Source organism: Microcoleus sp. T3_B1 (assembly GCF_036700445.1).
GTDB lineage: Bacteria > Cyanobacteriota > Cyanobacteriia > Cyanobacteriales > Microcoleaceae > Microcoleus.
The window spans coordinates 91,710-105,790 of record NZ_JAUBOX010000005.1 but is presented as its reverse complement, the minus strand read 5'-3'; the positions used below and the strand labels follow the sequence as shown (position 1 = coordinate 105,790).

Annotated in this window: 12 protein-coding genes and 1 pseudogene; 5 read left to right on the top strand and 8 right to left on the bottom strand. The window is 45.1% G+C overall.

What is annotated here, in order from left to right; translation table 11 throughout:
- Positions 1-10 precede the first annotated feature (10 nt).
- Both QT990_RS04930 and QT990_RS04925 read left to right on the top strand, forming a co-directional pair.
- Positions 11-1,525, top strand: a complete 1,515-nt coding sequence (locus QT990_RS04930) for an NADH-quinone oxidoreductase subunit M (protein WP_333464989.1) — start codon at positions 11-13, stop codon at positions 1,523-1,525.
- Positions 1,526-1,837: 312 nt separating this feature from the next.
- The gene (locus tag QT990_RS04925; RefSeq protein ID WP_333142863.1) at positions 1,838-3,004 is read left to right on the top strand and encodes a CO2 hydration protein; all 1,167 of its coding nucleotides are present in this window, start codon (positions 1,838-1,840) and stop codon (positions 3,002-3,004) included.
- Between the two features lie 632 nt (positions 3,005-3,636).
- On the opposite strand, the gene QT990_RS04920 is transcribed toward QT990_RS04925, so the two are convergent.
- Both QT990_RS04920 and QT990_RS04915 read right to left on the bottom strand, forming a co-directional pair.
- On the bottom strand, positions 3,637-4,356 hold the full coding sequence (locus QT990_RS04920; protein WP_333144349.1) for a PHP domain-containing protein: 720 nt from the start codon (positions 4,354-4,356) through the stop codon (positions 3,637-3,639).
- Positions 4,357-4,546: 190 nt separating this feature from the next.
- Positions 4,547-6,940, bottom strand: coding sequence for a bifunctional serine/threonine-protein kinase/ABC transporter substrate-binding protein (locus tag QT990_RS04915; RefSeq protein ID WP_333306590.1), 2,394 nt, complete (start codon positions 6,938-6,940; stop codon positions 4,547-4,549).
- A 129-nt stretch (positions 6,941-7,069) separates the two neighbouring features.
- Between QT990_RS04915 and QT990_RS35775 the strand changes: the two are divergent.
- The 3 genes and pseudogenes from QT990_RS35775 to QT990_RS04905 all read left to right on the top strand — a co-directional run.
- Positions 7,070-7,316, top strand: a pseudogene (locus tag QT990_RS35775) (hypothetical protein); the annotation flags it as partial.
- Positions 7,317-7,349: 33 nt separating this feature from the next.
- Positions 7,350-7,505 carry a hypothetical protein gene (locus tag QT990_RS04910; RefSeq protein WP_333144351.1) on the top strand — a complete coding sequence of 52 codons (156 nt, stop codon included), beginning with the start codon at positions 7,350-7,352 and terminating at the stop codon, positions 7,503-7,505.
- Positions 7,471-7,689 (top strand): hypothetical protein, encoded by a 219-nt coding sequence (locus tag QT990_RS04905; RefSeq protein WP_333144352.1) that lies wholly within the window; start codon positions 7,471-7,473, stop codon positions 7,687-7,689. Before QT990_RS04910 ends, QT990_RS04905 begins: the two co-directional genes overlap by 35 nt.
- On the opposite strand, the gene QT990_RS04900 is transcribed toward QT990_RS04905, so the two are convergent.
- The 6 genes from QT990_RS04900 to iscB form a co-directional block, all read right to left on the bottom strand.
- Complete coding sequence (locus tag QT990_RS04900; protein ID WP_333300278.1) at positions 7,675-8,427, bottom strand: hypothetical protein; 753 nt, start codon at positions 8,425-8,427, stop codon at positions 7,675-7,677. The genes QT990_RS04905 and QT990_RS04900 overlap by 15 nt on opposite strands.
- Positions 8,428-8,444: 17 nt before the next feature.
- Complete coding sequence (locus tag QT990_RS04895; protein ID WP_333144354.1) at positions 8,445-9,770, bottom strand: DUF2254 domain-containing protein; 1,326 nt, start codon at positions 9,768-9,770, stop codon at positions 8,445-8,447.
- Positions 9,767-10,771, bottom strand: a complete 1,005-nt coding sequence (locus QT990_RS04890; protein WP_333144355.1) for a mechanosensitive ion channel family protein — start codon at positions 10,769-10,771, stop codon at positions 9,767-9,769. The genes QT990_RS04895 and QT990_RS04890 overlap by 4 nt, the downstream gene beginning before the upstream one ends.
- Positions 10,772-10,941: 170 nt before the next feature.
- Positions 10,942-12,063, bottom strand: a complete 1,122-nt coding sequence (locus QT990_RS04885; RefSeq protein WP_333144356.1) for an EcsC family protein — start codon at positions 12,061-12,063, stop codon at positions 10,942-10,944.
- Positions 12,064-12,168: 105 nt separating this feature from the next.
- The gene (locus tag QT990_RS04880; RefSeq protein WP_333144357.1) at positions 12,169-12,627 is read right to left on the bottom strand and encodes a hypothetical protein; all 459 of its coding nucleotides are present in this window, start codon (positions 12,625-12,627) and stop codon (positions 12,169-12,171) included.
- 135 nt (positions 12,628-12,762) lie between these two features.
- Positions 12,763-14,034, bottom strand: a complete 1,272-nt coding sequence (gene iscB, locus QT990_RS04875; protein WP_333144358.1) for an RNA-guided endonuclease IscB — start codon at positions 14,032-14,034, stop codon at positions 12,763-12,765.
- Between the last annotated feature and the right edge of the window lie 47 nt (positions 14,035-14,081).

Sequence of the window (14,081 nt, the reverse complement as noted above, 5' to 3'; positions counted from 1 at the left end):
GTTTTAATTGATGCTCAGTGCTTTAATCTGGATACCAATGTTGGCGGCCGCCCTGATTGGGCTCTGGCCCGGTGAGATCAGTTCTAAAATAGTTCGGAATGTCGCGATCGCCATTGCGGGTATAACTTTTATTCTTTCGGTGATTTTGGCAGTTCAGTTTGATGCCAGTCTCAGTCAGTTGCAGTTTGCGGAATTCATTCCTTGGATAGATGCTTTAGGATTGAATTACAATCTCGGCGTTGATGGTTTGTCTCTGCCTTTGGTAATTTTAAATACTCTGCTGACAGGGCTAGCTATTTACGCTACGGATGAGTCGATCCGCAGACCTCGACTTTATTATTCTTTGATTCTGTTAATTACAGGCGGCGTAACAGGGGCTTTTTTATCTCAAAATTTGCTGCTGTTTTTCCTGTTTTTTGAGGTAGAATTGATTCCGCTTTACCTGTTAATTGCGATTTGGGGAGGCGAGCGCCGGGGTTATGCTGCTACTAAGTTTTTAATCTATACTGCATTTGCGGGAATTGTGCTGCTGGCTGCTTTCTTGGGGACTGGTTGGCTTAGTGGTGCTTCTAGTTTCGATATGGTTGGTGCAGCGGGCGCATCGCATTTGCAAGGAGGATTGCCATTGCCTTTGGTAAGGCAAATTGTTTTGCTGGCAGGGGTGTTGCTGGCTTTTGGAATTAAGATGCCTTTGGTGCCTTTTCATACTTGGCTGCCGGATGCTCACGTAGAAGCTTCGACGCCGGTTTCGGTGCTGCTGGCGGGGGTGCTTTTGAAGCTGGGAACTTATGGGATGCTGCGCTTTGGTTTGGGTTTGTTTCCCGATGCGTGGGCGGTGGCGGCGCCGATTTTGGCGAGTTGGGCGGTGGTAAGCGTGCTTTACGGGGCGAGTTGCGCGATCGCCCAAAAAGATATGAAAAAAATTGTAGCTTACAGTTCGATCGCTCACATGGGCTACATTTTGTTAGCTAGCGCCGCAGCTACTCCGATTAGTATGCTGGGAACAGTTTTGCAAATGGTTAGCCACGGTTTAATTTCGGGGCTGCTATTTTTGAGTGTCGGCGTTGTTTACAAAAAATCCGGCACCCGCAACATCGATGTGCTCAAAGGTTTGTTCAATCCCGATCGCGGTTTGCCGATGATTGGCAGTTTAATGATCCTCGGCGTGATGGCTAGTGCCGGCATTCCGGGTTTGGCTGGATTTATTGCTGAATTTTTGATATTTCGGGGCAGTTTGCCCGTGTTTCCGGTGCAAACTTTGCTCTGCATGATCGGCACTGGTTTGACTTCAGTTTACTTTTTAATTATGGTCAACCGCGCCTTTTTCGGCCGCCTTTCGGATGTGGTGGAAAATTTGCCCCAAGTCCGCTGGCGCGATCGCATCCCTTCGCTGGTTTTAGCCATAATTATCGCAATTATGGGAGTGCAACCGGGAGTTTTAGTTGCTTTGAGCGAGAAAACAGCGATCGGAATGGTAGCTAATGTGCCACCGCAAGTTAAAGCGATCGCTCAAAACTTGAAATAAAATATGACCTAGGTTCGTAGCATCGGACATCTTGCAGCAATCTCAATAAGAGGATTTTTCGGGGGGTCGGGCGGGTTTATAGAACCTATTTGCAAGCTTTAAGGCTGTTGGCGAACCCGCCCCTACGGCTAATTGAGAATGGTGCAATATCTCAGTAGCATCGGACTTTAGTCCTATGGCAGTTTTCAATCCCATGAAATACAGCAGACGGCTGTAGGGAGACGGCACTGCCGTGTCCCTACCTATTCCATTCATCAGTGTATCCGTGTTCAAATCCTTGTCGTTCCTTCCTTCAATTAAGGTTAAATAAGAATGAAAAGTACCGTATTAAAACCCTCTTCCCATCCCCTATCCGCATACATTGACCTCTTGGAATCAGGCAAAGCTTTGCTTCCCGAATCGGCGGAAAATGTAGTAGAAGTTGTCGGCATTCTCAAAAGTTACGGTGTGGTTCTCGATGCCTATTCTCGCAATCTCAATTATATTGCAGAAGAACAGTTTTTAGTGCTTTTCCCGTTTTTTAAATATTTCAACGGAGAGGTAACGCTGCCCAAATTAATGCGCTATTTGTGGCACGATCGCATAAATTTTGAGTATGCTGAGTATGTTATGAAAACTATGCTGTGGCACGGCGGCGGGGGTTTTGACACTTATTTGGATACCCCGGAATTTAGCAGTTTGGTCGAAAAGGCGATCGCTGCTAAACTGAAAGGCAATTTTTTCATGCAGGGACTCAACAAAGCATTTCCTAATTTTTTGCCGGAACAAGTGCGGATGCTGGCTTACTACACCGGTCTCGGTCAGTTTTGGCGGGTAATGAGCGATTTGTTCATAGACTTATCTGATGCCTACGAAGCCGGTAAAATTAAGTCGATCGCAGAAGTAGTTGATTTTGTCTTAGCAGGTTTGGTTAGCGCCGCCAGTTTACCAATTACCTACAGCGTCAAGATTGGCCCTCAAGTCTACGATATCATTCCGGCGAGCGCTAACTTAACATTTTTACCAGATGTAGCAGTGCCTTATGTAGAGTCAATTTTCTTTCGGGGCACTGCGTTTTTTGGTACAGTTTCCTACAACGCTCAAGCTCATCAAATCCCGGAAGAACAAAGAGAATTTGCCTACGGGGCTTTGTTTGCTGACCCTTTACCGATTGGAGGTGCAGGGATTCCGCCAACTCAATTAATGCAAGATATGCGTCATTATTTGCCGGAGTATTTGCACGAAGTTTATCGCACTAGCTGTCGCGGTGAAGACGATGTGCGGGTGCAAATTTGCCAGAGTTTTCAAAAGTCGATGTTTTGCGTGACGACGGCGACTATTTTCGGTCTAGCACCTCATCCAATGAATACATCAGATCCAGAGGAAAGAAAGGCTAATCGGGCTTATTTGGAAGGTTGGATGGATCGATTTGGGAATTCTCGCTTGGATTGGGCAAATCAGCCAACTAATAGGGCCTGTCAGTTGTTCCCCGAACGGTAGAAGGGCGACTGGTTTTTAGGGAGAAATGTCTCTAGGAGTTGCCAAAATATTACCTGAAGAAAGCAATTGCTTTCTTTGGGAAGGCGAAAGCTCATCCTGGCGATCGCAATGATATCATGTCCATTAAAATAGCCCTTATAAGGCAAGTAGTGAAAACTTCAGTCCACAGACTTTTATGAGGACTGAAGTCCTCACTACCAAACAATTTTATATAGCAATCCTAAATCATTCTCATAATTATTGTAGGGGCAATCCGACCCCTACTCCCCGTGGTTGCCCTATAGATAGGGGGTAGGCACGGGGAGTAGGGGTAGCACTACCCCTACAAATTTATCTGAATCATTTAGGATTGCTATAGTAGTCATTTTAGCGGACATAATAGACCTCTTGCAAAAATAATTAGGACGGGCTCTTCGGCCCATCCCACAAGAGTTATTTTTTCTTGTGGGATGGGCCGAAGAGCCCGTCCCATCAATTGAGGAAAAGGATTTTTGCAAGAGGTATAATATGACCTGAGAAACTGTTTTTTTACTGTTTATTTTCGGCTCATTATGATTGCTTTCATAAGAGATATATCCGCTAACGCTTAGACTGGTAATGACAGGATAAAGCACTTGTTATTTCCGAACTATTTAGATTCGGACGAGAAGACTCAGCCCGTGAGAGTCCGTGCCACAAGTTCCCAGCAAACCATAAGTTTCTGCTAAATCCTTGACTAAAGCAGTTTGTTTGGGACTCGGTTTCCAAGGATTTGGATTACCGTAAGCATAGTAAATTTCTAGACCGTCAATGCCAAAACGGGCTGCTTCTGGGATTAGTTTATCTGCAGTCGATCGATACCTGCAAGGATGTGCGAGAACTGCTAAACCTCCTGCTTCATGAATAGCTTCAATTACCCTGGCTGCTGAATAACAATAAGTGCCTTCAGTGCTTTTACCTCGTAGGTATGGTTGGAGACTGGGATGTTGCGGATCAAAGGCGTAACAGAGAATGTGTACCTCATTGTTGAGCAATTCGGCATTAATTTCAGCGCCTGTCCAGAGACTAGGTGCTTCGCTATTTTTGTCAGGATGGTTTAATTTCCAATTATCCAGCCAAATTTGAGCTTTAACGTAGCCTTCGGTGCTGTGGTGGTCGGTGATAGCTAAGCCTTTGAGACCGCGGGCTATGGCTTGTTCCATCAATTTCTCTGGCTGCAATCGCCCGTCGGAGTAGACTGTGTGCATATGAAAATTATAGGAACCCGGACAGCTATCGGCATCAATTGTCTGAAAGACTTGTTTGAGTGCTGAGATATTCTGGGCTTCTGGTTTGAGGCTAGAACCGGGGAAGGGAGCGAGATTGACAGTCATAAGCGTTATTATAAAAAAAACTAGCTTTGTTTAATATATCGAATAAATTGATATGTTGCACCGATCGCGATAGTTACAATAGCGATTTACCGTGGTGCGGGGGCGGGTTTATGAGATTATTGATTTTAGGCAATTACGATCGGTAAAACCCGCCCCTACAGGTTTGTGGAAAATGCCACAAGATATCAATTCAATCGCACTTTAAACCTGCGGCTGCGGCTGTGGGAAATTCGATCGGCACAAATGTCAGACCAAATTGTTCTCTAGCACACGGAACAATATGCGCCACTCCTTTAGGAGGGTTTTTGCGATTGCCGGTCTTTGAGTCAAACTCAATTATACCCGTGGCTCCCTCGGCTTTAAAATTTGGATCGGCTAAGGTTTGTTGCATTCCTTGGCGGGTTGGTTCTGGCTGCATTTCTAGGGCTTTAATCAGCGTGCGGGCTGCATCGTAGGTTAAAGCCGATCGAGTATTTACCGGGCCTCCCCACAACTTTTCAGTATTTTGAGGAAATTTTTTGTCAAAACTGGTTAAAGGATGCCAGAACACAGATATAGCTAGTTTTTCGACAGACTTTAGCTGTTTGGCAGCTTCTAAAGTTCTCCAATCGTAGAGTCCCCAAGAGGCGACAATCCAATGGCGATCGTTGTTAGCTTTAATCATATCGATCGCATTTGGCTGGGCATTAGTGACTTGACCGTCGGGAATTAAAAGTAACGCTATTTTGCCGGCTTTCTCAAGTTTTTTTATTGCGGCTTCGGCGTTAAAATTATTTTTAGATAAGTCGTAAAACTCTCTAAGCCTGATAGTCGTTCCTCCTTGCGCTTCAAATTGCTTTTTGAATTCTTCCCACAAAGAAGCGCTGAACGGACTGTTGGGATTGTAAAATACTGCAACTTTTTTCTCACCGAGCGAGAGCAGTTGATTTACTAAAGCTTCAGCTTCGATGCTAGTTGTCGGAGCAGTCCGAAAGAAAAATTTTCGAGGTTTTCGCGTCAGTTCTTCGGTGGTACTTCCCGGAGAAAGAGCGACTAATTTATTGCGATCGTAAATATCTACTGTTGCCAAAGTCATCTCGCTGGCATAGTGTCCGATAACTGCTAAAATATCTGGTTGAGCGAGTAAAGAATTTGCCCTTTTAATTGCCTCTAACTTGAGATTTGCATCATCGGCAATGATGACTCTGAGACCTTTACCGTTAATAGATTTCGGTTCGATAAATTCTTGACCGGGAAAGTCTTGATTGCGCTCTTTTGCAGCAATCGCGCCTAAATTAACTTCGGTTTGAGCTTGAGCAATGCCGCGCAGCAGTTCTTCTGCTAAATTTGCGTTAGCGATGCTACCGTCGGGATTTCTGAGGATGGGAACAACGATCGCGATCGTGTAATATTCTGCATTTATTGCCTTCAGCAGGGCATTGTTGATATAAATTAAAGTTTCTGGATCTCTGCGGTCTTCTCGCCAGGACTGTTTGAGCAATTTCAAAGCATCAGGATAATTTGAGTCGGCCAACTCACTAATTCCCCTTTGTTTTGACCAAAGGGGCGAGGTTTGCACTAGGAGTTTTTCGCCAGAACTTACACCATCTGGGGAGGGTACAGCCACCGTTTGTGGCGGGGAAATTCTGGGGATTAAAAATGCGATCGCCAATGCAGCGCCCAGTCCCGCAACTCCGAACAGCAGCCAGCGAAAGCCCGATCGCAACTTCCGCGAAGTTTTGGGTACTTGGGGCCCTGCGACGATCGACAAATCCAAGTCTTGCAAAACTTCATCAACCGATTGGTAGCGGTCTTGAAAGTGGAAACGCACCATCTTGGTTAAAATATTTTTAAGCTTGTCGCTAACAGGTTCAGATGTTAAATAATCCCAGACAATTTCACCAGTTTCGGGGTCTTGTGGCAGATTGGTGGGACGCCGCCCGGTGAGGGCTTGAATCGCGATGATTCCTACTGCATAAATATCATTGTAGGGTTGCGGGAGAGACCGCGTATCGTGTTGTTCGGCAGGCATATAACCCCTGGTGCCGATCGCCTGCGAGCTGAATATTTCACCTGTAGAGTTAGAGGTAAAAGTGCCGATTTCTTTGACTGCCCCAAAATCAATTAAAACAATTTGTTGATCTGTTTTACGCCGAATTAAGTTAGAAGGTGTAATATCGCGGTGAATAATATTTTCTTGGTGGACTGATTTTAATATTTCCAGAACTTCTCGCAACAAAGCAACGGTATTTTTCTCATTCCACCGATCGCCCGCAGTGAGTTCTTTACTGAGCTGATGTCCTTTAACGTATTCTTGCACTAAGTAAAAATAATCGTTTTCTTCAAAGCTATCGAATAATTCGGGAATGCGCGAGTTTCTCCCCAGACGGCGCAAAGCGCTAGCCTCCCCTTCAAATCGGTTCCTTGCCCTCTCCAAGACGCGCGGATCGTTCGATGGGGGAAAAGGAATTTCCTTAACAACGCACAGAGGATTATTAGGTGTGTTTATTTGTACAGCCGTGTAGGTTCTAGCAAACCCTCCCTCTCCCAACAAAGCGATAATTTTGTAGCTTTCGTGCAGGATATCCCCTAAGTTGACACACATAAATTTTCCAACACCTCTTTACAGGCTGCGGCTTTTAATGTTGATTATAAGGACTTAAACCAAAAATTAGTCCCTTTTATGGTAAAATCCATTGTAGTGTAGTTGGCGCTTCCACGTCGAAAAACTCTCATAAAGGAAACAACTCCCACCACCATGTTCCCATGCTTCGATAAATGGTGTCGTCGCGAGAGACGATGTTTTTACCCACAAATCCCAAAAAACGGGGCTCACCCTCATCATAGATGACTCAGGTAATGGCGGAAAAGTGGCTCTTTAACTGCAAGAGTTGGCCGACAATATATGGCGTGAAATCGCCCAAAATGATAACTGGGTAGTCTTAGTAACTACACATTTATATGATGTAGTAAAAATTCTCTCATATAAATGTAAGCTTTTAAGCACTTAAACTATGAGCAGAGCTTTACCTTTTAAAGTTAAGACTGTTAATACCGCCGCAGTTGGTAGCAGTGCTAGGAAAAATCATCCCGGTAATTTTAAACGCCGTCTCAAAGAACACTGGATTCCTGATAATGGTTTTAAGCTCGAACGTTTTGGCTTTATTTGATATCAATTCCGGCTGCGCCGGAATGATGATATCAAATCCGCGCTTCATCGTCGGGCGAAAAGTCGAATCAAACTGCCAACAAATAATTCGCGTAATATTCATTCTTTTGACTCACCGTCAACAGTCAACAGTCAACAGTCAACAGTCAACAGTCAACAATATGATTCCTCTACAAAGCCAATAAAAGAGCCGTGTAAATTCCAGCACCAAGGGCAAATGCCCAAAACCGACTTTCTCGTTCTTCTGGCAATTCTTCTTTGAGGACGTTGAGAACAATTCCTCCGGCTAAAAAAGCAAATAAAACTGCGATCGCAGTTTTTCCAATTTCAGTAGCGCTACCCAACACCCACCCCACAATAATAGCTGCTGCTAGTATCCAGCGTCCGATGCGATCGTAAATATGTTTGTGGTGTTCCCGCAAACCAGAGTCGTTCACTGCAAAGTGCAGTGCCATTGCACAAGAAAACAACAGCAGATTGGTAATGCCCGGTTCTTCCCGATGCACCAGCAGATAGCCAATCAGAGCGTTGTAGATTGCAAAAGAGCCTATGTGCAACCAAAAAACACCAGGACTGGTCACATCCTCTTCGCCACGCTGACGAGATAAATTTGCAATTTGCTCCAAGCCGTAAAATACAGTCAATCCTAACAAAGCTATTAAATAAACGTGGTGTTCTAGATAAGAAATAACTCCTGCTTCTACTTGCTCTAATACCGCTTGGTGCAGATTTAATTCCGGTAAAATATGCACAAAAACATAAGCTACCGAAACCCCACCAGCCGCTGAAAGCCAGCCACTGCGAGGAATAGGAGCAAACCGCAACTTGCCGCAAAATAAATGTGTCAGCGCTAAACCAATGGCAATCAGCGCGGTTAAAGCTAAATTATTAGGAGCCGATCGCAAAGCTGCTGTTATTACCATAACTCTGCTCAACAAAATTAATCCTCTCCTAAAACTTTAATGACTTGGTGATACTGCTCTTGGACATCTTTCTGGTCTTGCTCCTGAGAGATTTGTTCGCGGCTACTATTTAAAATCATCTCCGCCTGACGGCGTAAAGCTTCTCGTTGTTTGGAATTGCGGGTATAAGTGGCGATGCAAGCTATAGCTTCCAATAAGCGAATTGTTACCGCCACATCTGATTTACTGTACTGGCGAATTTGGTTAAATGCAGCATCGACTAACCCTTCAAAGGTCACTCCTTCAACAATGACGCGCAAATTATCTTCATCGTCGTAGCGATAGGGCGAGGGAAAATCCCTTTGAGCGAGGCGGGATAATCCGGCGCTGAGTCGATCGATACACCGAATCGCAGTAAATGGATCGTTGATAGCAGGAGAAATCGCACGCAAGGCAATTTCAACTAACTGATCGATTGGAAATTCTACATCTTGATATTCAGTCCGTTCTTTGCCCAGAATAAAAGCATCGTTAATCTGTTGTTTCAAGCTTTGATTCACCCCTTTTTCCGGGAAAACCATCGCTAAATCGCTGCCCCTGACGATAAACTTTCCCGGTCTAGTTTTAAGACGTAGAAGCAGATTGTACTTACGGGCAATTTTCATTAATTCGTTGTCATCGATTGCTTGCAAATAACCCTCGCCAGTGGCTTTGATTGGACTTGCTTCCGAGTCAAAATTGGCAGGAATTTCTCCCAATTGTCCCGAGTTGTTCGCTTTACCTCCTCCGATTTTTCCGGGAAACAGACGATCTAGAGCTTTGTCTAAATCGCCACTAACCTGAGTAATTACATGGGACGCTTGAATAATGGTTGATGCGTGATGGATAAAGTAAATCAGTACCCCGATACTGGCAATTGCCAATCCAGTACCAACTGTAACCGAGAGTTGGGGTACAAAGAGAGTGTATCCTTCTCCTTCTGAATGAATGGTTCGCAGTACGAGTAAACAGTAAATAAACGTGCCAATGAAAGTGCCAAGCACGATTTGATTGCCCGTATCCTGCATAAAATTACGCAGCAATCGGGGGCCAAAATTTGAACTCGCCAACTGAAGCGCCACAATAGTAATGGAAAAAGCTGTAGCAACAACGCTGACCATTGAACTGGCAACCGATGAAAGAACCGCTCGCGCACCATCGGCTCCACCCGTGTAAATCCACCTCCAGTTTGGTATATTACCCGTGCGGTCAAGTGTCAGCATTGCGATCGCTAAAATCATCGACCCCACCGCCATCAACGTTGGGATAAACCAGTAGCTAGAGTGCAGCGAGTCCCAAATTTTGCTTAACTTGACATTTTTCATGAGTTGGGGTGGCGTGAAGATTGTCCGTTGCCATCTTGTTGCGATCGCTGTTCAATTAGTTGTCGCAGAGAACCGCTGATGCTGCGGGGTTTGGGAACTTCGCCATTACCAGCGGGCCATCCTTCCCGTTGACGTTTGCGATCGCCATCCGTCTCTTCGGTTTGGTCGTGAAACAAAATTTGCTGCGTAGGAAAGGGCAAGTCGATGCCATTGGCAGTCAGCTTTTCCTTAATCGCAGAAAGTACCTTGTCCCGCGATCGCAGATCGTCCATTCGTCGCGGCGGAGCAATCCACCATCGAGCGCGGATATTGACGCTACTTCCTGCAAGTTCCATCAGCAGCACGTCAGGAGCAGGGTCATCCAAAACCTCATCCACACTCTGCATGGCTTCCATCATTAACTGCTTGGCTCGGTCAATATCATCGCCGTAGCCGATACCAACGTCGTATTGCATCCGGCGTTTATCAAAGGCGGTATTCACAGTAACAGAATTAATGAACAATTCCGCATTGGGAACTACAATCCGGCGACCATCATAGGTTCGGATTGTTGTAGCGCGAGTTTCAATATTTTCTACGGTTCCCTCAAAGTTTTTAAACACAATCTGGTCATCGATTTGGAACGGTTCCGTCAAAAGAATTAGGATACCAGCTAGGAAGTTTTGTAAGATATCGCGAAAGGCAAAACCAATCGCTACCCCGCTAATTCCCAGCAGTTGCACCAAATCGCCTGCTTTAAATGTGGGAATTATAATCGACAAGGCAATAAACAGACCAACCAGAACAGTAATACCCTGCGCTAACCTTCCCAACACCAGTCCCAAATTCCGGGATTGGCGGTGGTTGCGGGTAAGCCGCCTGACCGCTCTCTTAATTGATCGGCCAACAAAGAAAAAGATTGCAAAAACAATTAACGCTAGTATCATATTAGGCAGCATGACAATGAAGCCATTGATCATGCTCTCAATCTTGTCCCAGACTCCCGATATTTCTGCTGTCATACAACTTCCTCTTGCATCAGTCGTTCTTGATAGTATTAAAATTAGCCATGTCAAACTCTATCTTAAGGCTGTAGATTACTGTAACGTGAGGCTAATTTAGGACTTACACAGCCACAGTAAATATTGGGGATGGTTCGTTACGCAGAAAGCTAACGCACCAACAAATTTTTTCAAGTGGATATCGAAGCCACATCTTGACCGTTGAGTTTTTGTGCGATCGCATCCAGCACCCTCTGTTCTGCTTCGGAAACCTCTCCCTTACTTTCGGCAATGCGACGGCATTGAGCTAATAGCGGTACTGCAAAGTCGGGGTTAAGTTGCTCTAACAATGCACCCAATGGTTTGGGGGACTTGATGTTAGCAGCAATCCTTTTGAGAGAATCGGCATTTAATTGCAATGCCTTCAATTCCGGCAGAATATCTTCCCAGTTTTTGTTGGGATAACTTGCCAAAATCATGTGAACCATAATTTGATCCATGCCTGCTTGCTGGGCGATCGCAACATCGAGATATTTCTCGCTTTGTTGCTGAATCGCTTGCAGCGTTTCGGTGCCAGGTTCTTCAGTCTCTTCCCTCACTTTGGCTTCGTAAAACTGGCGCGCCGCATATCCCAGCGCGTACAGCATCGTAGCATTCGTACTCGCACCAATCATCGCGCCAGCCAGCGGTACGTTGCGTAAAAAGCCCAAACCAGCTCTCATTGCGTTGCTACCGCCTAGCGCTAACCCAAAAATTGCCAAAACCTCGCCTTTTCGGGCTGGATTTTGCAAATCCATCCCATAAGCGGCGGCAATTTCATAAACCATTTCGGTTTGAATCGCAGTAGTCGCGGCTAAATCGATCGCCAGCAGTGCAGCCGCGACACCGGGTAAAATGCTGCTAGCAAATCCGACACCACCGGCGTGGATCGCTTTTTCCACCATAATGCGATGAGCAATTTCGCTGGGTTCTTCATTGGGATACTTTTGTTGGAGTTCCTTGACTTGAGCTTCGGCTTTGGCTAAGTCGATGCGATCGCTGAGTCCAACTAACCAATCAAGCCTGAGTACCCCTGCTGCTTGTTTAACCAAGGGAAGATTGCCAACATAAGTTACCGCCTCTCCGGTTCCTTGCGTCGCTTGTCCAATCCATCGATAAGTTTGTTTAGCAGCAGCTTCCCCCCAATTAATTGCTGTGTCAACAACCGCTTTGCCTGTATTCAGTGCAGATTCTGTTGTCTCGGCAATGAAATTTAACAAACCAGACTTTTGCTGTGAATTAGTTTCTTTTTTTGGCTTTGATTGGTGATCCATCACTGTTTTTTCAATTAACTACAATACGCCAGGTTTTCAGTTTGGAAGTAGCCTCTCAGAGGCACTGTAATCGGCATCCAACCATCCGTTCTTAAACTTTCAATCTCACTCTTCGTCCATTCGCGACGACTCCAACGCTTTCCCATCAGTGGAAGGTACTTGATGTACGTTAATTCCTTTTTGGGCTGCAACTTGGCTGCTGTTAGTAGGAGGCGGGGCGGTGGCGACTTCACACGCTCCGAGAAAACCACCATATACGCAGCCTTGTATCGGGGCTGTAATTGCTATCCAGCGATTCTCACCAAGACTTTGAATCGTCACATTTCCTGCGGAATCAATGATGCCAATCGCTTCGCTGTTAGCCGTCGGTTGTCGCCGAACATTAAGACCATTCCTCGCAATAACCGGGCGACAGTTTTCTGAAGCTTGCGCTAGTAGATATTCACCTTGAATCTGTGTTTGATTTGTATCAGCGGCGAACGAGGGAGCAACTAAAACTGTTGCCGTTAACAAGTTCGATCTTGTTAACGTTGTATATTTTTGCCAGCTCCTCTGCTGTTGCATCGCTTTATCTTCTTTTAAATCTCTATGCCCAAACCTTATAAAAGGTTTTTAGCTCGTTCATCTGTCTTCCCCCTTGGAGACCCCCACGCTCACCTGTACTCAGGGAGCGTGGTGGGAGTCCAAGGGGGGCAAGGTTTATGCTGCATACGAATAACCATCCTTTCTGTGAATAATTGAACAATATTTGTGGCTAACCCCTGACACCAATTCTGATGCGGCAATATTAAATGAACCACTCGTTCTAACGGCAACACGCCCAACATATTTACCAACTTTCTTGCCAGAAGTAACGATTGCTTTGACAATATCTCCAGTTTGAAAACCTTTAACAAACTTAAGCCGGGGAACATAGCGACATGGAAATCCAAACTTATCGGTACGACACATTTGGCGCGTCCCATGCCCAGTAGCTTTAATTAACAACGGTTTGCTTGTTAAAATTTCCAACGATTCAACTTTCCCTACACAAGCTGCATCTAGCCAGTGAGTTTTAGCTAAGTTTAATCGAGTGCGATTGAACTTTGTTAAGCCACCACTGCCAGTAGAAACAGGCAAACCAATCATGCTAAGCCGATTAAATAATGCCCAACGAGTTGAATTGACTGCTGTCGCATCTTTTAAAGAACGCTTTGATTGAGACAAAACCCGTTTTAAAACCTCTGGCTTTTTAGACAGGAATTGCTCTATATTTTGAGTTCCTTTCTTGATATTGCACTTTTCACAAGCAAGGCAAAGATTAGAAATGCGATTAGAACCACCCTTAGCTTTGGGATGAATATGTTCGACTTGTAATGGTGTATTTGTAATACCACAGTAAGCACACTTTCTCTCCCACTTGTTGAGCAAATATTCCCGAACCTCGTAGCCACACAAAACGCCTTGTTGGTACTCAATTCCAGAAATTTCCGGGTTTTCTAATTGTTGTAAGTCAAACCGCACCAGTTCTTGAACAATAGAAACAATGGGGGCAACTTTCATCAATTTAGTCACCCATGTTATAGTTGTTTCAACGCGATGTTGCAAACTTGGGGCTAGCCAACCTTTAAGGCGAGTTCTATTTAGGAATCTAGCTGGACGATAACGAGTATGGCGATTTCTCCGGACTCTACGTAATGAACGACGAGATTCAAGGCTGGCTTTAATAGCTTGACCTCGGTGAGTCAGTTCTGCGCCAAAGATTACTTTTTCTCCTTGCAGTAATGCGAACCCAGTGGTTTGAGAGCCAGGGTCTATTTTGAGAGTGATTGGTTTTTGGGTTGCTGTTACCTCTACCTTGAGAATTAGTGTGAATGGATACCTTTTAAAAACAGCAGCTTTGCCATTAGTTAGCAATTTACGGGCCATTCCTGGGTGGATTGGATTGAGCGGTCGTTTTTGGGTATCTAGTACAAAAACAAAGTTAGACATTTTAAGTCCTCCCTTTCGGGGTAATGTTAGCTTCGTCAATGTTTAAG